Below are 19,921 nucleotides of genomic sequence, written 5' to 3'. Positions count from 1 at the left end.
CTCACGGGAGCGGCGTCGACGGCGCGGTCAGCACGGACGCATCCCGTCCGGCGGGTTGTTGCCCGCCGTGGTGTGGATGCCCTTCAGGAAGAGGCCGTCGTTGTTGGCGTCACGGTTCGGACCGGACTTCTGCCGGTACCAGGGCCCGCTTGCCCGGTTGATGTAGCAGTTGGAGGTCATGGAGGTGTTGTTGTACATCCAGTGCTCCCCGGCGCAGTCGCGGGTCGCGTCGTTGAAGTTCGTGCCGTTGGCCGGGTCCATGCAGCTGCGCGAGCTCAGGTCCGGACCGCCGGCCGTGATGGTCCATTCGGTCTTCGGTGGGGGCGGCGGTGGAGGGGCTTCGCCACTCCGTGCGGCGGCCTCGGCAACCGGCCCCGGCTGGTCGCGGGAGTTGAGCGAGCGCACCCTGATCGAATGGCGCTCGCCATAGCCGCTGGTGTTGACGGTCCTGCTGCCCGAGTTGCCCACGTCCTCCCAGCTTCCGCCGTCGATGCTGATCTGGATCTGGCGGACGTCGTGCGCGGAGGTGCTCGGAGCACCCCAGCTGAGCTCGAGGCTCTTCTGCTCGGCCCGGCCGTCCCGCCCGGACGCCGTGGCCGCACCGGGTGAGCCGTACGGCCGCACGGCGGCGGAGGGCGCGCCCGGGTCGCTCGTGTAGCTCGAACCGTCGCTGGCGACGAGCGCCCGGACGGTCGCGGTCACGTTCTCCCCGTTGGCGAAGCCGCCCACGGTCTGGTTCTGGCTCAGGGGCCGCCAGCCCCCACCGTTGAAGCTCGCCTCGTAGGAGACCTCGCCCGCGCGGGCGCCGTTGCGCTGGGCGGCGGAGAGCGGGGTGAAGGTGATGGTCACGGCGCGGCCCGCTCCACCGGTCTCCGCCTCGACCAGTTGCGGCGGGGCCGGTGGTGCCGGATTGCCGACCGCGCGCCGAGGCGCTGACTGCGCACCGTACTCCGACCAGCCGGCCCGGTTGAAGGAGCGCACCGCGTAGGAGTAGTCGGCTTCCGCGTTGTCCACGGTGATGGTCTGCTGGGATGCGGGAGCCTCGGGGAGCGTCCGGACGAGGGCGCCCCCGCGGAACTCCTGCACCTGGTACTTCGTCACCGGGGCGCCGTTGGGGTCGGCGTCGTTCCAGTCGACGGACAGCTGGCTCTGTGCACCGACGGACTGGGCGCGCGTCGTGGTCGGCGCCTGCGGCACCCCGGGCAGCCCGGCGGGCGTCTCGGCGGCGGAGTAGTCGCTCCAGTCGGACGGGTCGGGGGCGGCGTTGCGCGCCTGGACGCGGACCCGGTAGGCCGTCCCGTTCTCGAGGCCCTCCCAGACCACGGGGCTGCCCGCAACGGAGCGCTGGGTCGCGCCGCGGGGCGGGGCGGGTGAGATCTGCAGCTCGTAGCCCTCGATCGGGGACCCTTCGTTGGTGGGCGGCGTGAAGTCGACCGTCAGCGATCGGTCCCCGAACACCAGCGTGGGTGGGGCCGGCTGGTCCGGTTTGGTGTCGGGCCGGGCCGGGGCGCTCGCGGGCGAGGGGTCGGAGGTACCGTTCGCGTTGGTGGCCGTGACCTGGAAAACGTACTCGACGTTGTTGGTCAGCCCCGTGATGGTGCAGGTGGTCGTGGGGCATTCCTGGGTCACGCCGCTGGTTCCCGTCACGGTGTAGCCGGTGATCGGTGAGCCGTTGCTGGCCGGCGGATCCCAGGACATCACGGCGGTCCTGCTGCGCACGGACTCGACGGTGGGCGTGCCCGGCGCACCCGGCGTGCCCTCGACGGTGAGGCGGATCTGCCCGGTCGCGTACCGGTTGCTGTCCCCGGTCTTGTCCCCCACGGTGTACTGGACCGTCATGCTGCCCACGAAGTCCGCTGCGGGAGTCACGACGACGGCGTCGCCCTGCAGGGTGGCGGTGCCGTTCCCGTCGGCGGTGGCGTCCACGACGGTCAGCGGCGTGTCCTCGAACGGGTTGGCGTCGTTCTCGAGGACCGGCACCGTGACGGGCTCACCCTGGATGGCCTTGGGGACCACGTCGGTGTTCGCGACGGCGAGCGGGCGGCTGGACGCGAGGACGGTGAGTTCCACGACGTTGATGGCCGTCTCCTGGCCGTCGGTGACGGAGATGCCGAGGCGGCCGACCGTCCCGGGGCGCGCAGCATCCGTCGCGCGGACCTCGAGCACGGACCCGTCGAGCGTGGCGTCGAACCCCGGCGGGACCTCGCCCTCGACCGCGAACGCGAGCGAGTCGACGTCCTCGGGGTTGGCGTCGCCGGCCAGCTGCCGGAGGTCGAGGGATGCCGCCGGCTCCGCGATCGCCGGTTCGAGCGACCCGGAGGTCAGCGTCGGGGGGATGTTCCGTTCCGCGGCGGGGATGACGTTCGTCAGGACGGTCAGCGTGCTGCTGAGCCCCTCGGGGTCGTCCGGTCCGCTGCCGTCCGTCACCTCGAACGTGATCGACCCGCGGCCCGCATAGTCGAGGTCGGCGCCGTACACGAGCGTGCCCGGGTCCCGGATCAGCTCGGCCTGGTTGTCGACCCCGATGGCCACGACCTTCTCGGCGACGGTGACGCGCGGAGTGCGCCCCTCGCGTACCTCGACGAGGGCACCGAGGTCGAGGACGAGGTCCTCGCCGGCCGTCACGTCGAGGGGTGCGTCGGAGAGCAGCGTGGGGTACTGCTCACCCAGGCGGGGAACCCAGATCACGGCGCGGGCGACTCCCCCGTCGATATCCTCGACCTCGTACGGGATGAGCTGGTCCTCGGCGGTGAGATCGACCGTCACCACGTCGTCCCGGCCGACCGTGACGCCCTCGTAGGCGGGGTCGACGGTCACCTCGAGGTCCTCGCGGACACCGTCGGGATCCTCGTCGTTGTCGAGGACGGGGACGACGACGGCGGTCTCCCCCCTGGTCTCGGACGGCTCCACGCGGTCGTCGCGGGCGATCGGCAGGAGCAGCTCGGCGTTCTGGTCGACCGTGACGGTGATCGCCGCGTCGGCGCTCCCGCCCCGGCCGTCCGTGACCCGGTACCGCACCGTGAAGGTGCCCTGCTCCTCCGGCGCCGTGAACAGGATGCGGCCGTCGCGGATCTCCGGCGCCATCCCGGCAGGCTCCGCGGAGAGCGCCTCCGGGACCAGGCGCAGGGGATCTCCGTCGGGGTCGGAGTCGTTGCGCAGGGCCTCGACGGCGATGGCCCGCCCGGGCCGCAGCAGGACGCCGTCGTCGACCGCGACCGGCTGCTGGTTGGACTCCGCCGCAGGCGCGATGCCCACCTGCACCGTCCCGGTGTTCTCCAGGCCGAAGCGGTCCCGCACGCGGTAGGTGAAGGAGTCGGTCCCGGCGCCCGTCGCGGAAGCGGTGAAGTCGATGTAGTTGGTACCGGGGACGGCGGCCCCCTGGCGCGGCGCGCTGTCGATCCCGGTGAGGAACACCGAGTCGCCGTCGGCGTCGATGCCGTCCAGCGGCACGGGGATGCGGATGGTGGACCCCGCGATCACGCGGCCCTCCAGGTTCCGCGGGACCGGCTGGGCGTTCTTCGCGTCGTCGCGCGCCTTGATGGTGATCCGCACCTCCGCGGAGTCCACCTGCCCGGTGCTGTCCTTGACGTCGTAGATCGCGTAGACGGTCTTGGCGGTCTCACCGGCGACGAAGCGGAGCACGTTCTCCGACGCGAAGATGCGGCCGTCGGCGGGGTCCACGGACTGGGCCAGCACCGGATCGAGGGTGAGGGCGTCCCCGTTGGGGTGCGTGTCGTTGTCGAGCACCGGGATGTTCACGACGTCGCCCACGCGCACCGTGGCGGCATCGGGCGTGGCCTGCGGCGGGAGCAGGGTCTCCGGTCCCGCCACGGACAGCACGCTGACCTCGCCCGTCGCGGAGGCGGTGCCGTTGGAGACCGTGTACGTCAGGGTGGTCTGCTGGTTGAGGCTGCGGACGTCGTGGATACGGAGGATGTCGTGGTCCAGCAGGGCGACGTCCAGCGGTGACCCGTCCGGGGTGCTCACGGACTGCACCACCATCACGCCGCCGGTCGGGTCGGTGTCGTTGGCCAGGACGTCCACCAGGACGTCGCCGTTGCGGGGCAGGAGCGCGACGTCGCGGACGGCCACCGGCGCTCCCTCGATCCCGCTGGTCCGGGCATCCACCCGGATGAGACCGGTAGCGGTCTGCGGGCCGTTCGTCACCAGGTACTCGACGTAGGCGGTGCCCGCGGCCGACGGTGTGAACGCGATCGTCCCGGTCTCGTAGTCGGGGGCGATCGGGGCGTCCCCACCCGTGGCCTCCGCCCGCGCGAGGCTCAGTTGCCCGCCGGCCGGGTCGAGGTCGTTCTGCAGCGGTGAGAGCTGCACCTCCTGGCCCACGACGGCGGTGAAGTGGTCGAAGTTCGCGACCGGGGGCAGGACGCCGTTGGCACGGACGTCGAAGACGATCGTGCCCTCGACCTGCTCGGCACCGTCCGAGACCACGACGGCGACCTCCTTGACGCCCTGGCTCTTGCCGACGTCGCGGAAGGTCAGGAGCCCGTCGGAGCGGGTCCGGACCTGGTCGCCGTCGGGCGTGGGCGCGGCGCTGACCAGGAACAGGTCATCGCCGTCGGGGTCCTCCCACGTGTTCAGGATGTTCTGGCTGACGCTCCGGCCCTGCTCCACGAGGATGGTCGTGGGCCGCTTCGCGCGTGGCGCCTCATTGGTGTCGGGACCGCGGACGTCCACCGTGACCGACGCGCCGGCCGTCCCACCGCGTCCGTCCTCGATCTCGTACCGGTAGGTGCTCCTGCCCTGCGGCGCGTCCTCGGGCACCACGATCTGCATGCCGGCGCCGTCGTAGATGCTCTGCACCGTGCCCGACGCCGGCTGCTCGCCCGCCAGGGTGGCCGTCAGCAGGTCCCCGTCGGGATCGGTGTCGTTGTCGAGGACGTTGAGGATGGTGGTCCGGCCGGCCCGCGCCCCGAAGCTGTCGTCGGTGGCGACGGGCGGGCGGTTCTCGCCCGAGCGGTCGGGCAGCGTGTTGACGGGGTTCTCGCTCGCGGACTCCTCGTCCTGCTCGTCGGACTCGTCCTTCGGCGGGATGATGTCACCCCAGTTGTCCACCAGCTCGAGGTTCTGCTGGACGAGCCAGACGTCGCCGGCCGCGGTGTCGTTGAGCACCACCACCTCGCGGTTGACACGGAAGACCAGCTCGGACTCCACCCCGATGTTCGGGATGTCCTGGCGCTGGTCGTCGGCGTCGTCGCGGCAGTCGCGGAGGTAGGTGGCGGCTCCGGCCCACGCGGCGTGCAGGCACGTCCCCTGCACCACGGGCGCTGCGGGCCGGCCGTTGCCGATGTCCGTCACCACGGCGTCGGCGCCGTCGAGCGGCTGCTGGATGAGCGAGGTCTCGGTCGCGATCGCGACGGCGTCCGCCGCGGGCCCGCTCTGCTGCAACTCGGCCCGCTCGGTGCCGTCGAACGCCACCAGCGTCCCGTCGGGGAGGAGGACCTGCCCGGACGCCGGGTCGAAGACCACCGCGTCCTGCCCGATCACGGCGACCTGCAGGTCACCGGAGTCGGCGAGCTCAGGGAACTCGCGGACGTCGGGCTCCTCCCACGTACCGTCCTGCCGGACATCGTAGGTGGTGACGGTGGCGTCCTCGGGGTTCGCGACCGCCACGCGACCGGTCGGGGAGACGGCGGCCACCGAGCCCGGCCCGGAGGACACGGGTTCCTCCTCCTGGTCGTCGAAGCCTGCGAGGTCGGCGGCGGTGGTGATCCAGACGGTCCCGGATGTCTGGTCGGTGACGGCCACCGTGGTGCCGCCCATGGCCACCTCGGCCGCTCCGGGCAGCTGCACCTCCGTGCCGCGCACCACGTTGGCGATGTCGACGGGGCTGACCTTCGACTGGTCGGTGTTGATGTTGAAGACCGTCGACGCCTCCTGGCGGAGGTCGAAGGCGTCGCTGTTGGCCGCGTACCCCCCGTCGAGCAGGCGTGACTGGTAGTTGAGGTGGCCCACCATTCCGAGGTTCTCGTTGGTGACCCACACGCCGCCGTCGTTCAGGTCGACATCGGCGGTCGCGAAGCCCGGATAGAGGAGCGCACCGGCGACGACGCCACCCGTCACGGCAGTGGCGACCGCCGTCGAGAGGGCGCGGCGATGCTTCGCCTGCGCGCGTCTGAGACCTACGAACTTCACTCTTGTGCCCCACTTGATCGGTACTGCGGGCCACCGACGCGCGGCGAGCACGCCCCGGAGGACGGGCGACGGGCGCATGGATGGTCGCTAGCAGTGTCGCACGGCGTGCCGGTTGTGCCAACGCGGGGCGTCCGGCGGGAACGCCAGGGGCGGAGGCGTGGCGTCCGGTCGCCGCTACACCGGCTTCCGCTCCGGGCGGCCGGGCGGCTGCATGCTGACGCTCGGCCGGGGAGGCGCCCGGTGCTCAGTCGAGGACGAGTCCGCTGCCGGTCCCGCGCGCCAGGGTGACCGGACGCACCTCCCCGAAGCCGCGCACCTGGCGGGGCGCGTGGGGCGTGAGGACGAACTTCTCGTTGGTGTCGAGCGTGGCGGCGGTGGACCCGTCCACGAGGACCTCCCCGGGTTCCGCGAGCGCCGTGAGGCGCGCTGCGAGATTGACCGTCGGCCCGTAGATGTCACCGAGCCGGGAGAGCACCCGTCCCCAGACGAGGGAGCAGCGCGCGGAGGGCAGGAACTCGTCCTCCGTGAACGCCTTGGCGAGCGCCAGTGAGATCTCCGCACCCGCCTCGGGTGACTCGGCGATGTAGAGGACCTCGTCACCGATGGTCTTCACGAGGCGGCCGCCGCCGACGGAGATGATCTCTGCACTCTTGTTCTCGAAGCGCTGCACCAGCTGGGCCAGGGTGCGCTCGTTCATCTGGCGGGACAGGCTCGTGTAGGACACGAGGTCCGCGAAACCGACGGCGCGGGCCAGGGGCAGCGGGGCGTCCTGCTCGTCGCCGTCACGGCCCGCCTCGCTGGACGCGAGCCCCGACTCCGCGCGCAGGGCCAGCCGCTGCACGGCGGCGTTCATCTGGCGCCGCCATGCGTAGACGAGGGTCCGCTCCAGCGGGTCGATCAGGTCCGGGAGCTCCGAGACGAGGGTCTTGCGCGCGTCGGCGTCGGTGAGGCCGCGCTGGGCCACCATCTCCTCGACGATCGCCTCGATCTGCCAGACGACCATGCGGTCCGTCATCTGGCCGACCGCTCGCGTGATGGAGATCGCCGCGTCCTCGGTGAGCTGCTCCTGGCGCACCATGTCGATGATGGTGGTCAGGGCCCCGAGGTCCTTCTCCGTGAAGGCGATGTCGTCGTCGCCGATGTTCGGGAAGCCCATGGCGCGCCACAGCTTCCGCGCCGAGAGCAGCGAGACCCCTGCGCCCGCCGCGATGTCACGGCGTTTCAGCGTGCGCTCGGCTCCCAGCAGTTCACGCTCCAGCCGGCGGATGGTCTCGCGGTCGAGCTCGATGGGCCCGGCCGGCGCCGCCTCCTCCGGACCGGCGGTCGCCATGTCCGGCTGCAGCTGCCAGACCGCCTTCGACGCCGTCGAGGCCGCGGCCTCAGGCGCGTCGTCGAGGCGGCTCGTGTCCGTCCGCGCCTCCGTCGGGACGGCAGGTGCGGTGGCCGGATCAGGAGCCGGGGCGCTGTCGCGCGTATCCCCCGGCGGGGTGGCCGGAGCCGGGGCGCTGTCCGCTGCCCTCACCGGCGCGCGGTCCGATGCGCCGGAGGCGGCGCCCGGGCCGTGGCGGTCCTCGACTGTCACGCTCGCTCGCTCCTGCCCTCGTGGTGCGGCCATTCCTGGCGCGCCCGACCGTCCTGGTTCCGCCCCGCCCCGCCCCGGGCGTACTGCGGATCGATTTCCATGTCTACACCATCGAACATGCGGGTCAGGGGCAGGTCGCTGATCGCCTGCACCACGAACTGCTTGAAGCGGGCTATCTGCGGTACGTCCCGGTAGGCGTGCGCCCTGTCGAACCCGAGGTCGGCGATCAGGGTCCCGCTGCCCACCATGCGCTGGATGAGACCCTGCTCGGTCTGCAGCTGCGAGATGGCGGAGAGGTTGATCTGGTGCTCCGACCGCCGGGCCGCACCCCTGCGGTGGATCAGGCGCATACTCGTGAGCACGAACCGGTTGCTGGACCACCCGAGCAGCGGACGGACGAGCACCCGGAGCAGCAGCAGGACCACGACCGCGAGGAGCACCAGCAGGAGCACGGGCTGCCAGTCCCCGAGATCCGCGACGTCGCGGCGCATGAGGAAGCCGAGGCCGAACCCGCCGAGCGCGAGGAGCACGAAGCCGAGGATCACCGGCCCCACAAGAGGCAGGGGCGAGGGCCGGGTCCGGACGAGGACCCGTTCCCCCGGCAGCAGCTTGATGCGCACCGCTACACCTGCGGGCGGAGGTGTACGACGTCGCCCGCCGAGACGGTGTGCCGCTCGCCGTCGTCGTCCCGGATCACCAGGGCGCCGTGTCCGTCGAGGCGCAGGGCGCGGCCCGTCAGGGACCCGCCGGGCAGGTCCGCGCGGACGTCCTGGCCGAGCGTCGCCATGCGGGCGGCGACCCGGGCCTGCAGGGAGGGTCCGCCGTCCCAGTCCGCGTCGGCGTCGCCGTCGACATCGCAGAAGGCCCGGTACCGGTCGGCGAACGTGCGGAGGAAGGACTTCAGCAGGATGTTGCGGTCGGTGGTGCCGGCGTACTCGAGCAGGAGGCTCGTGGCGGTCGGGACGGGCAGCTCGTCATCGGTGAGGCTCACGTTGAGGCCCACCCCGACGACGACGGCGGGGGGTTCGGCACCCGCGCCCGGGACGAACTGCGCGAGGACACCGGCGAGCTTGCGGCCGTCGACCGTCACGTCGTTGGGCCACTTCAGCTGTGGTGCGATCTCCGTCCGGTCCTCCACACTCTCGGCGAGGGCGAGCGCGGCCAGCAGGGAGAGCCACGCGTAGGCGGCGGTCGGCACGGGGCGCCCGTGCCGGTTGAACGGACGCAGCAGGATGCTGACGAAGAGCGAGGAACGCTCGGGCGCGGTCCAGCTGCGGTCGAGCCGCCCGCGGCCGGCGGTCTGTACCTCCGCGCACAGGACGCTGAGATCCGGCCATCCAGCGGTCTCCCGCTGGGCATGGTCCACGAGGTCCGTGTTGGTGGACCCGGTCCGCTCGACGATGTCGAGGCGCGGGAACGGACCGGCAGGCATGCACAGGGCTGTCCTCAGCGCACCGGGGTCGAGGCCGGGGCGCTCGAGATTGGAGTAGCGGGAGGACATGCCTTCGATCCTATCCGGCCGGGCGCCCTCCCCACCGGAGCGGGGCGTCGGGGGGATCAGGGGGATCAGAGGGATCAGAGGGATCAGAGGGATCAGAGGGATCAGAGGAAGATGTCAGGCACCAGCCGGTCCTCGGTCGCTCCCAGGCTGTACCCGGTGAGGTCCGTGACCCCCTCGTCGCGGAGGACCTGCTCGTCCGTGTAGAAGTTGCCGGTGCAGTCGCGTGCGGCCCGCACGAGCACGGCGTGCGCGGCGTCGGCGACGATGTCGGCGCTGCGGGCGGCCTGCACCATGCGGGTCCCGCCGGGCATGTTGCGGATGGCTGCCGTGTCGATCAACGTCGCGGGCCAGAGGGAGTTCACGGCGACGCCGTCGTCCTTCAGTTCCTCCGCGAGCCCCAGGGTGGTCAGGCTCATGCCGTACTTGGCCATGGTGTAGGCGAGGTGCAGGCCCGCCCACCTCGGGGCGAGGTTCAGCGGGGGCGAGAGGGTCAGGATGTGGGGGTTGGCCGACCGTTTCAGGGCGTCGAGGGCGAACTTGCTCAGCATGAAGGTGCCGCGCACGTTGATGTCCGCCATGAGGTCGTAGCGCTTCATGTCGACGTCGGGGGTCTTCGAGAGATCGATCGCCGAGGCGTTGTTGACCACGATGTCGATCCCGCCGAAGCGACCGACGGTGGCGTCCACGGCGGCGCGGACGTCGTCGTCGTTCCGGACGTCGCCGACGAACGGCAGCGCGGCCCCGCCGGCCGCCTCGATCTGCTCCGCGGCGGTGTACACGGTGCCCTCGAGCTTGGGGTGCGGCTCGCCGGTCTTGGCCATGATGGCGACATTCGCGCCGTCGCGGGCCGCCCTCAGGGCGATGGCGAGGCCGATGCCGCGGCTCCCGCCCGACATGATGATGGTGCGTCCGGCGAGGGTCGGGAGACGGTCCGCCCCGGCATCCGTGGCGGGTGATTCCTGAGCTTCGTCGCGTGCAGTCATGGCACCAGCCTAAGCACTCCCCCCAGCGGGAGCGGCGTGCGACGCACCGATGTTACCGGCGGGTAACATCGCTCGGCCGGCTAATCGATGGGGAGGGAAACTGTAGGGCTCCTACAACAGCGGGCGCCGTGGGCGTCACTAGACTGGGTGAATTGCGCCGGACGTTGTCGGAAACCTCCAGTGACGCAGCGCATACCCCCGCCACCCGCCGACCGGAGTACCAATGCACCAGGACCTGCAGCCCGACCTCACCACGACGGCCGGGAAGCTCGCCGACTTCCGGAGGCGCACCGCGCTCTCGGAGCAGCCCTCAGGTCCCGAGGCCATCGAGAAGCAGCACGCGCGCGGCAAGAACACGGCGCGCGAGCGCATCGACCTGCTGGTCGACGAAGGCTCCTTCGTCGAATTCGACGCCCTCGCCGTCCACCGCTCGACGGCCTTCGGCATGGAGCGGAAGAAGCCACTGGGCGACGGCGTGGTCTCCGGCTACGCGACGGTGGACGGACGGCTGATCGCCGTCTACAGCCAGGACTTCACCGTCTACGGCGGATCCCTCAGCCAGGTCAACGGCGAGAAGATCGTCAAGGTGCAGGAGTTCGCGCTCCGCAACGGCTGCCCGGTCATCGGCATCAACGACGGCGGTGGGGCACGCATCCAGGAGGGCGTGGCCTCGCTGGCGATGTTCGCGGACATCTTCCGCAACAACGTGCACGCCTCGGGCGTCGTCCCGCAGATCTCACTCATCATGGGTCCCTGCGCCGGCGGTGCGGCCTACTCCCCCGCGCTCACCGATTTCGTGGTCATGGTGGACAAGACCTCGCACATGTTCATCACCGGTCCCGATGTCATCAAGACCGTCACCGGCGAGGACGTCGACATGGAGACCCTCGGCGGCGCCCGGCAGCACAACACGACGACGGGAACCTCCGCCTACCTCGCCACCGACGAGGCCGACGCCATCGGCTTCGTCCGCGAGCTCCTCGACTTCCTGCCCTCGAACAACCTCGCAGAGGCCCCGCTGACGGAGTTCGTCGAGGAGCCGGACACCACCGAGGAGGACCTCGCCCTCGATGCGCTCATCCCCGACGCCGCCAACCAGCCGTACGACATGCACGCCGTCATCGCCGCGGTGGTGGACGACGGCCACTTCCTCGAGCTGCAGGCCCTCTATGCACCGAACGTCGTCACCGGGTACGCCCGGGTGGAGGGCCACACCATCGGGATCGTCGCCAACCAGCCGCTGCAGTTCGCCGGCACGCTCGACATCAACGCCTCCGAGAAGGCGGCCCGCTTCGTCCGCCACTGCGACGCCTTCAACATCCCCATCCTGACCCTGGTGGACGTGCCCGGATTCCTCCCGGGCAAGGACCAGGAGTTCCAGGGCATCATCCGCCGCGGCGCCAAGCTGCTCTACGCCTATGCGGAAGCCACAGTGCCGAAGCTGACGGTGATCACGCGCAAGGCCTACGGCGGCGCGTACATCGTCATGGGCTCCAAGAAGCTCGGGGCGGACCTGAACCTCGCGTGGCCCACCGCGCAGATCGGTGTGATGGGCGCGCAGGGCGCGGTGAACATCCTGTACCGCGGCCGGCTGAAGGCCGTGGCCGACGCAGGGGGTGATGTCGAGGCGGCGCGCGCCGACGCCGTCCAGCAGTACGAGGAGGAGTTGCTCAACCCGTACCAGGCAGCGGAGCTCGGGTACGTGGACGCCGTCATCGCGCCGTCGGACACCCGGCTCCACATCGTCCGCGGCCTGCGGGCGCTCCGTGACAAGCGGGCATCCAACCCCGCCAAGAAGCACGGGAACATCCCGCTGTGAGCGGCCACCGGGACGGGCACGACGGCGATGCTGCGGCCTCGGCCGATCCCGTCGACGACGCCGAGGGCGCCGTGCTCTCCGTGGTCTCGGGTGCGCCGACGGACGAGGAGCTGGCGGCGCTCACCGCCGTCGTCCTCGCCCTCCGGGATACCGGCGAGGTGGAGGAGGCCCCGGACCAGGGGCGGTCCTGGTTGCGCCGTGCCCTGCTGCGGCTCGGGCCGACCCCCGGCCCCGGCTCATGGCGGCGCAGCGTCCGCTGACGGCGTCCGTCCGTCCGCCGAGCAGCCCGTCCGAGGGCGTGCGCGGCGTCGGGGCAGCGGCCCTGGCTGCGCCCCGTTCCGGGCCGCGCCGGGGATACCGCGGGCCGGATCAGGTCACCGCGCCGGGATGGTGCGGCTCCGGCCGCGGAACTCCGCGACCGCCCCGTCCGCCGAGGTGACGTGGACGTCGTACAGGCCGCTCCGCCCGGTGCTCGACAGGACCGACCCGACGGCGGTGAGGGTCTGGCCCTCGTAGGCCGGCGCGAGGAACGTGACGTCGGCCCCGGACGCGACGGTGATGACCCCCGGTGTGCCCGCCGGGTCGTTGCACGCCAGGGCGAAGCACGTATCGGCGAAGGCGAAGAGCACGCCGCCGTGCACGATCCCGAAGCCGTTCACCATGTCCCGGCGGAGCACCATCGAGATGCGCGCGCTGCCGGACTCCGCCGCCTCGACGGAGATCCCGAGCCAGGCGGACATGTGGTCGTTCTCGAGGAGCGGATGGGTGACGGGCATGAGCGGCCTTTCAGGTGTGGAGTCCGGGTCAGAGAGCTGCACTGAACCATGCTCGACGTACGGGGGTGCCCTGCAGGAGGGCATCGCTCATCGAGCGGCCCGCGAGACCGAGGCGCTGGTACTCGCCGAGCACCCGAGCCAGCAGATCGGACCGGTCGAGGTGGGGTTCGGGACCGTCGTCCACCCCGTCCTGGAGCGCGGCGAATCCGTCATGAGCCAGAAGGATGTCGCCCGCGCGCGCTCCGGCCGTCGCGGCCCTGAAGCGTTCCGCATCATCGACGTGCGCCGAATCGCGAGTACTGCGGTTCCACATCACGGGCTCGAGTCCGCTCCTGCGCGCAGCAAGCCAGGCGCGCGATCCCTGGGCGCCGTAGGGCGGCCTGAACCAGTGGACGGCAACCCCGGTGATGTCCTCGAGGTCACCCTTGCTGCGGCGGAACTCCTCCGTCAGCTCCCGGTACGGGCGACCGGTGATCCGCCGGTGATCGACTCCGTGCAGGGCCACCTCATGGCCCTGCTTCACGAGCTCCTGCAGCACGGACGCGTGCGCGGCGACCCTCGTCATGAGGACGAAGAACGTCGCCGTCGCTCCGGCGTGGGCGAGGACCGCGGACAACTGCTCGGTGACAGGTGGCGCCGGCCCGTCGTCGAACGTGAGGACGATCTCCGGGGCCACTGTGGAGACGGCCACCGTGGATCCGATGACTCCCGAGTGCCGCTTGGCGGTCGCCAGCAGTGACCCGCGCACCGCACCGAGTGCGGTCACGACCCGGACCCGCTTTCCACGTCCCGCCGCCATTTCCAGCGCGAACCCCGCGCGTATTCGAGGTAGGCGATGCCGAGGGCTCCTGACATGAGGCCTGCACCGCGGTAGATCGCCCGACGGCCGCGCGCGCGATCGCGCAGGTTCCCGCGAAGCGCCCCCCACGCGCAGCGAGCCGTACCGCCGGCAATCCGGGTGCTCCCCTTCACCAGGGCCTTCGCCCGCACCCGTGAACGGGAGCCGGGGGTTGCGCTCATCTTCAGGTCCACCAGGGTCGCCGTGTTGCCATGGCTCCAGGCCCGGGTCAGCACCCACTTCCTGGTGGTCCGCGACGCGGGCACGTGGTCGAGGGCGGCCGACTCGTCACACCAGACGATCGTTCCGCCACCCTCGATGATGTGCCGGCTCAGCAGGGTGTCCTCGCCTCCTGTGAGCCCCATGGCAGGGTCGAACCGGGCACCGATGCGGCTCATCTGGTGCAGGTCCAGCAGGAGGTTGCCTGCTGCCGCAACGGTGATCGGCGTTCCCGACGGCATGCTGCGCCGCACGAAGAAGCCTCCCGCTGCGATCCAGGGGTCGAGCGTCGTCTCGAAGACGGAGACCACGCGCCCCATGACGGCGGTAGCGCCGGTCGACTGCCAGGTCTCGATCAGCGACGACAGCCACTTCTCGAGCGGTGTCTCGTCGTCGTCGATGAAGACGAGCACGTCACCGTCGGCGGCCTCGTCCAGCGCACGGTTGCGGCCGGCGGAGATACCGGGGACCGGTTCGACGACGTAGGTGATGGACGGGTACTTCTCGGCCACGCCCCGAGCGGAGGCCTGGGGGTCGTTGTCGACGACGACGACCCGGACACCGACGTCCACACCGCCGACCTGATCGAGCTCCGTCACCTGGGCGAGGATCCGTTCGAGCGTGAGATCGAGCGCTGCGGGCCGCTTGAAGGTCAGGACTCCGACGACGACGTCGAGGCGCGTCCTCATCGCGTACCGGTCCCGCGCGCGCTCGCCCGGCGTCCTCGGACGAGCGCGAGCGCGGATCGATAGGCCTGGACGTGCAGCGAACCCGCTTCGGGCCATTCGCGCGCGCCGAGGTCCGGAGCAGCGGTCGGCGGTGTGTCCCGGACGCTGCGCAGCGCCGACTCGAGGTCGTGGGCACTGAGGTCGCCGTCGAAGTGGTGCACCCACCCGGGGCCGACCTCGACGGCTATGTCCGCGGTCACCTCGTTGCGCGGTACCAGGACCGGCCGCTCCAGGGACAGGGCCGCGAGGAGACCGCCCGAGTTGTGCATGAACCGGTACGGCAGGACCACCAGTTCGGACGTCCCGATCACCCGTACGAGGTCCTCGTCCGGGAGGAATCGCAGGTCGAAATGGATATTCCGGGCGTCTCCCGCCAGTTCCCGCAGATCTCTCGCAAGGTCGGGCGAGCTGGGATTGCCTGCCACCAGCAGCGACGTACCCGGTTGCCCCACCGACCGGAACGCCGTGACAAGCTGTTCGACGCCCTTGTACCCGCGGATGAGCCCGGCGAAGCCGAACTGCCCCGGCACCAGTTCTGACCGGGTATGACGATCGAACCACTCGCGGTAATGGCCGTGCGGGACGAGCGTCGCCGGACGGCCGCGTGTCACCGGGGTGTGGACGTTCAGGATGATGAAATGGTCGGTCACGCGATCGATCAGGCGGAGCAGGCCCCTCTCCCGCCGCGAGATGCCGGTGGGCGGGTGCACATTGTGCAGGGTCCTCACGACGGCGGTCCGGCTGAGGCGCCACTTCGCGACGAGGAGGAGGGTGAGGACCTGGCGCACCACCCGCTTCAGGGGACTGTGCCCCGAGCCCAGGTTCTCGGGCCAGTGCAGGTGGACGACGTCGTAGGAGGACAGCAGCGAGGAGCGCCACGTGAAGTTGCTCACCGCTACGCCGTCATGGCCCCGCAGCGCGTCCGCCAGCATCACCAGATAGGGGTTCGTGGTGCTTCTGCCTGCAGGGAACACCTGCAGTACCCTCAACGTGCCGCTCATTCAGGACCTTCCCCCGTTCCGGCAGCGAGTGAACCCGTACACGCCGTCGACGATCTCCACCGCGCACAGACCAAGGCTTCGCTGTCGTCGGCGCGGTCCGACAGCTGCTCAAGGCAAACCTACAGGTGGGTGGCCCTGCCGCTCCACCTGCCCCCGACCCACCGAGCCGGTCGGTCGCGCCCCTCGGACCCGCGTGCGGTGATTCGCGCCGGGCTTGGTGGCCTCCGGCAACCGGTCGGCAGTAGGCTCGGAACGTGACCCACACCACCCCAGCCCCCGCCCCGGGCGAGCAGCCCGACCGCCCGTCCACCGCCATCGACGCCGTGGCCACCTCGTACTACGAGACCCTCCTGGAGCTCATGCCCGACTTCGCCACCGAACTGGGACTCCCGGGTCGCGAGACGGAGTACCGCGACTACTCACCGGCCGGCATCGAGGCACTCACCGAGGCCGCCGGAACCACGCTCCGCCTGCTCGAGGACCTCGCACCGTCGGACGACGTGGACGCCGTGACCCTCGACGCCATGCGCGAACGCCTCGGCCTCGACCTCGAGATCCACGAGGCCGGGCTGGACTACTCCGAGCTGAACAACATCGCCTGCCCGGCCCAGGGCATCCGCGCCATCTTCGACCTCATGCCCACCGCGACCGCGGAGCAGTGGGGCCACATCGCGGGCCGGATGTCCGCCGTCCCTGCCGCCATCGACGGCTACGTCTCGTCACTGCGCACGGGCCGCGAGCGCGGGCTCGTCGCCGCCCGCCGCCAGGTCGAGATCGTGATCGAGCAGTCCACGAAGTACGCGGAGGACGGCGGCTTCTTCGACGCCCTCGGCGCGACGGACCGGGCCGACGACGGCCCGCTGCCGGAGTCCCTCCGGGAGCAGCTCCGAACGGGTGCCGGTGCAGCCCGCGGCGCCTACCGCACCCTCGCCGCCTTCCTGCAGGACGACCTGCTCCCGGATGCCCCCGAGAAGGACGCCGTCGGCCGCGAACACTACGCCCTGATGTCCCGGCGCTTCCTCGGCTCGGCCGTGGACCTCGAGGAGACCTACCGATGGGGTGTCGAGGAGCTCGATCGCGTCATCGCCGAACAGGAGGCGGTGGCCGAGGAGATCAGGGCGGGCGCGACCATCCGCGAGGCGATGGACCTCCTCGACGCCGATCCGGCCCGGCAGCTCCAGGGCACCGACGCCCTGCAGGCCTGGATGCAGACCCTCTCGGACAGAGCCGTGGACGCGATGGCCGGCGTGCACTTCGACATCCCGGACATCATGCGGCGCCTCGAATGCAGGATCGCACCCACGAAGGAGGGCGGCATCTACTACACCGGCCCGAGCGACGACTTCTCGCGTCCGGGCCGGATGTGGTGGTCGGTACCCGAGGGCGAGGACTCCTTCACGACCTGGAAGGAGACCACCACCGTCTACCACGAGGGGGTCCCGGGCCACCACCTCCAGATCGCGACCGCCACCTACCAGCGGGCCCTGCTCAACCCGTGGCGCCGCAACGCCATCTGGGTCTCGGGCCAGGGCGAGGGCTGGGCGCTGTACGCGGAGCGCCTCATGCAGGAGCTCGGCTTCCTGTCCGATCCCGGCGACCGCCTCGGCATGCTCGACGCGCAGCGCATGCGGGCGGCGCGGGTGGTGTTCGACATCGGCGTGCACCTCGAACTCGAGATGCCGGAGCGATGGGGCGAGGGCACCTGGACGCCGGACAAGGGGTACGCCTTCCTGAAGGAGAACATCGCCATCAGCGAGGGACAGCTGGCCTTCGAGTTCACCCGCTACCTCGGCTGGCCCGGCCAGGCCCCCGCCTACAAGATCGGCCAGCGCCTCTGGGAGCAGGTCCGGGACGAGGTGCGCGACGCCGAAGGCGACTCCTTCGATCTCCGCGCCTTCCACACCCGGGCCCTCAACCTGGGCTCGGTGGGACTCGACACCCTGCGGCGAGCGCTGGTCGCATAGCGCGAGCTTCGTCACACGCGGGCGGGCCTGCAGGCCCGCCCGCCCGTTATGGCGGCGGCCGGCGGTCGGGCCTCGTCCCGCTGCGGATAGACGGTGCGTAACATTTCGCAACCTGCACTTCGTCCCGGTATACGCCGACCCCTAGTGTTTCCGGCGTGTCTACTGAAACCACCTCCGTGCCCACGCGGCGACCGTTGCCCCGCTGGGTGACCTCGTTCGGTCCGCAGATCATCGCCGCCCTCGTCGTCGGCCTGGCCCTCGGCCTCCTCGCGAAGAACACCGGCCACACGGCCGAGACGCCCAACGGACTCGGCACCACGCTCGCCACCCTCGGCTCGAGCTACGTGGCCCTGCTGCGCGCCGCCGTCGTCCCCCTCATCTTCACCGCCGTGGTCAGCTCGATCGCCAACCTGCGTGCGGTGAACAACGCCGCGCGCCTCGCCGGCCAGACCCTGCTGTGGTTCGCCATCACGGCCCTCATCTCCGTGGTCATCGGGATCGCGCTGGGAGTCGTCTTCCAGCCGGGAGCCGGCACGGGCGCCACCCAGCCGGACGAGTACACGGGGACCACCGGCAGCTGGTGGGCGTTCCTCACCGGGCTCATCCCGGCGAACTTCCTCGGACTGCAGGCATCCTCCAGTGTCGCCGAATCGGGCTCGGTCACCACGGCGCTGAACTTCAACGTCCTGCAGGTGCTGGTGGTCGCCATCGCCGTCGGTATCGCCGCGCTCAAGGTCGGCAAGCAGGCCGAGCCCTTCCTGACCTTCAACGCGTCCGCCCTCGCCGTCATCCAGAAGGTGCTCTGGTGGATCATCCGCATCGCACCGCTCGGCACGGTGGGGCTCATCGGCAACGCGGTCGCGGTCTACGGCTGGGACACCATCGGCTCGCTCGGCAAGTTCACCCTCGCCATCTACGTGGGCCTGGCCCTCGTGCTGTTCGCCGTGTACCCGGTGCTGGTCAAGACCCACGGGCTGTCCGTCCGCCAGTACTTCTCCGGCGCGTGGCCGGCGATCCAGCTCGCCTTCGTGTCGCGCTCCTCGGTGGGCACCCTCCCGCTGACCCAGCGTGTGGCGGAGCGGAACCTGGGCGTTCCCCGCGCCTATGCGTCCTTCGCCGTCCCCCTCGGTGCGACGACGAAGATGGATGGCTGCGCGGCCATCTACCCCGCCATCTCGGCGATCTTCGTGGCCCAGTTCTTCGGCATCGACCTGACGCTCACGCAGTACCTGCTGATCGCGCTCGTGTCGGTCCTCGGCTCGGCCGCGACCGCCGGGACCACGGGCGCAGTCGTCATGCTGACCCTCACGCTCTCCACCCTGGGACTCCCCCTCGCCGGCGTCGGCCTGCTCCTCGCCGTCGACCCGATCCTCGACATGGGGCGTACCGCGGTCAACGTCGCGGGCCAGGCCCTCATCCCCACGATCGTCGCCAAGCGGGAGGGCATCCTGGACACCCGTCTCTACAACGCGCAGCGCAACGGTGATCCATTCGCCGATGACAGCACGATCGACGAGGTCGACGTGGAGACCGCCGCCTCCGCCACGAACGACGGCATCTCGGTGGCCCGCTGACCGCGGATACCCCCTCCGGTCGCTGACTGCGGCCCGCCCCGACCACCGGGGCGGGCCGCAGCCGTTCCCCGCTAACGATTCGGCGCCGTTCGACGGCACAGCGGCGCTTTCCCTTCCCGGTAGGCGGACCATGGACTCACCTATCCAGCTCGACAAGGTGGTGCGCCATGAACCGATCGCGCACGACGGGGAAGATCCCCGCCGCACTCGCCGTCCTCGCCCTGACCGCAGGCCTCGGCCTCGCGGGGGCGCCGCCGGCATCCGCCGCATACTGCGGCATCACGTGGGGCTCGACGGCCAAGACCGCCCCCACCTCCTCCTCCGCTCCCATCACCGACGTGCGCTCCGGCCGGCACACGTGCTTCGACCGGCTCGTCATCGATGCCCGCGGCCCCGTCTCCGGGTACCGCGTGGCCTACGTGGACCAGGTGGCCCAGCCGGGCTCGGGCGCCACCGTCCCCCTCAGGGGTGGTGCACGCATCTCCCTCACGGTCCGCGCGCCGGCCTACGACGCCGCAGGACGGGCCACCTACTCACCGGCGAACCGGACGGAGCTCACGGACGTGGCGGGCTACTCCACGTTCCGCCAGGTGGCCCTCGCCGGCAGCTACGAGGGCCGGACGACGCTCGGCCTCGGTGTGCGGGCGCGCCTTCCCGTCCGTGTCATGGTCCTGCCCGGCCCGGGCACCGGTTCGAGGGTGGTGGTCGACGTCGCACACCAGTGGTGAGGATTTCTACCGGTCCCGGCGCGCCGTCGCTCCGGGACCGGGCCCCGGCCTGGAC

The 19,921-nt window shown here is 71.1% G+C and carries 14 protein-coding genes; 5 read left to right on the top strand and 9 right to left on the bottom strand.

Annotation, left to right across the window (positions count from 1 at the left end):
* Positions 1 to 27: 27 nt before the first annotated feature.
* The 5 genes from ASF21_RS10345 to ASF21_RS10325 all read right to left on the bottom strand — a co-directional run bounded on the left by ASF21_RS10345 (position 28) and on the right by ASF21_RS10325 (position 10,219).
* Positions 28 to 6,153, bottom strand: a complete 6,126-nt coding sequence (locus ASF21_RS10345; protein WP_055770402.1) for an Ig-like domain-containing protein — start codon at positions 6,151 to 6,153, stop codon at positions 28 to 30.
* Positions 6,154 to 6,397: 244 nt separating this feature from the next.
* Positions 6,398 to 7,483 (bottom strand): adenylate/guanylate cyclase domain-containing protein, encoded by a 1,086-nt coding sequence (locus ASF21_RS10340; RefSeq protein ID WP_055770844.1) that lies wholly within the window; start codon positions 7,481 to 7,483, stop codon positions 6,398 to 6,400.
* 248 nt (positions 7,484 to 7,731) lie between these two features.
* Positions 7,732 to 8,355 (bottom strand): PH domain-containing protein, encoded by a 624-nt coding sequence (locus tag ASF21_RS10335; protein ID WP_055770399.1) that lies wholly within the window; start codon positions 8,353 to 8,355, stop codon positions 7,732 to 7,734.
* Between the two features lie 2 nt (positions 8,356 to 8,357).
* A complete protein-coding gene (locus tag ASF21_RS10330) occupies positions 8,358 to 9,236 on the bottom strand; it encodes a biotin--[acetyl-CoA-carboxylase] ligase (protein WP_055770396.1) in 879 nt (292 codons plus the stop codon).
* A 101-nt stretch (positions 9,237 to 9,337) separates the two neighbouring features.
* Positions 9,338 to 10,219, bottom strand: coding sequence for an SDR family oxidoreductase (locus tag ASF21_RS10325; RefSeq protein WP_055770393.1), 882 nt, complete (start codon positions 10,217 to 10,219; stop codon positions 9,338 to 9,340).
* A gap of 235 nt (positions 10,220 to 10,454) precedes the next feature.
* Here ASF21_RS10325 and ASF21_RS10320 point away from each other — a divergent pair, with 235 nt between their 5' ends.
* Entirely contained in the window at positions 10,455 to 12,038 is a 1,584-nt protein-coding gene (locus tag ASF21_RS10320; RefSeq protein WP_157365866.1) for an acyl-CoA carboxylase subunit beta, read from the top strand.
* A complete protein-coding gene (locus ASF21_RS10315; protein WP_235498785.1) occupies positions 12,035 to 12,298 on the top strand; it encodes an acyl-CoA carboxylase subunit epsilon in 264 nt (87 codons plus the stop codon). The genes ASF21_RS10320 and ASF21_RS10315 overlap by 4 nt, the downstream gene beginning before the upstream one ends.
* A 114-nt stretch (positions 12,299 to 12,412) precedes the next feature.
* On the opposite strand, the gene ASF21_RS10310 is transcribed toward ASF21_RS10315, so the two are convergent.
* The 4 genes from ASF21_RS10310 to ASF21_RS10295 are packed head-to-tail and all read right to left on the bottom strand — an operon-like array spanning position 12,413 to position 15,600.
* Complete coding sequence (locus tag ASF21_RS10310) at positions 12,413 to 12,814, bottom strand: hotdog fold thioesterase (protein WP_055770386.1); 402 nt, start codon at positions 12,812 to 12,814, stop codon at positions 12,413 to 12,415.
* Positions 12,815 to 12,842: 28 nt separating this feature from the next.
* On the bottom strand, positions 12,843 to 13,580 hold the full coding sequence (locus tag ASF21_RS10305) for a polysaccharide deacetylase family protein (protein ID WP_162237535.1): 738 nt from the start codon (positions 13,578 to 13,580) through the stop codon (positions 12,843 to 12,845).
* Entirely contained in the window at positions 13,577 to 14,560 is a 984-nt protein-coding gene (locus tag ASF21_RS10300) for a glycosyltransferase family 2 protein (RefSeq protein ID WP_055770379.1), read from the bottom strand. Before ASF21_RS10300 ends, ASF21_RS10305 begins: the two co-directional genes overlap by 4 nt.
* Positions 14,557 to 15,600, bottom strand: coding sequence for a glycosyltransferase (locus tag ASF21_RS10295; RefSeq protein WP_055770376.1), 1,044 nt, complete (start codon positions 15,598 to 15,600; stop codon positions 14,557 to 14,559). Before ASF21_RS10295 ends, ASF21_RS10300 begins: the two co-directional genes overlap by 4 nt.
* 254 nt (positions 15,601 to 15,854) lie before the next feature.
* Between ASF21_RS10295 and ASF21_RS10290 the strand changes: the two genes are divergently transcribed.
* The 3 genes from ASF21_RS10290 (at position 15,855) to ASF21_RS10280 (ending at position 19,866) form a co-directional block, all read left to right on the top strand.
* The gene (locus ASF21_RS10290) at positions 15,855 to 17,564 is read left to right on the top strand and encodes a DUF885 domain-containing protein (RefSeq protein WP_055770373.1); all 1,710 of its coding nucleotides are present in this window, start codon (positions 15,855 to 15,857) and stop codon (positions 17,562 to 17,564) included.
* Positions 17,565 to 17,719: 155 nt separating this feature from the next.
* Entirely contained in the window at positions 17,720 to 19,138 is a 1,419-nt protein-coding gene (locus tag ASF21_RS10285; protein WP_055770370.1) for a dicarboxylate/amino acid:cation symporter, read from the top strand.
* Between the two features lie 167 nt (positions 19,139 to 19,305).
* Positions 19,306 to 19,866: a hypothetical protein gene (locus tag ASF21_RS10280; RefSeq protein ID WP_055770367.1), complete on the top strand. Its 561-nt coding sequence runs from the start codon at positions 19,306 to 19,308 to the stop codon at positions 19,864 to 19,866.
* Positions 19,867 to 19,921: the final 55 nt, after the last annotated feature.

The organism is Arthrobacter sp. Leaf234, assembly GCF_001422665.1.
Lineage (GTDB): Bacteria > Actinomycetota > Actinomycetes > Actinomycetales > Micrococcaceae > Arthrobacter_D.
This window is presented reverse-complemented; position numbering and strand designations above follow the sequence as displayed.

Coding starts and splice junctions, on each gene's coding strand:
- ASF21_RS10340 (WP_055770844.1), bottom strand. CDS start 7,483: ATGGCGACCGCCGGTCCGGAGGAGGCGGCGCCGGCCGGGCCCATCGAG.
- ASF21_RS10330 (WP_055770396.1), bottom strand. CDS start 9,236: ATGTCCTCCCGCTACTCCAATCTCGAGCGCCCCGGCCTCGACCCCGGT.
- ASF21_RS10325 (WP_055770393.1), bottom strand. CDS start 10,219: ATGACTGCACGCGACGAAGCTCAGGAATCACCCGCCACGGATGCCGGG.
- ASF21_RS10310 (WP_055770386.1), bottom strand. CDS start 12,814: ATGCCCGTCACCCATCCGCTCCTCGAGAACGACCACATGTCCGCCTGG.
- ASF21_RS10300 (WP_055770379.1), bottom strand. CDS start 14,560: ATGAGGACGCGCCTCGACGTCGTCGTCGGAGTCCTGACCTTCAAGCGG.
- ASF21_RS10295 (WP_055770376.1), bottom strand. CDS start 15,600: ATGAGCGGCACGTTGAGGGTACTGCAGGTGTTCCCTGCAGGCAGAAGC.
- ASF21_RS10280 (WP_055770367.1), top strand. CDS start 19,306: ATGAACCGATCGCGCACGACGGGGAAGATCCCCGCCGCACTCGCCGTC.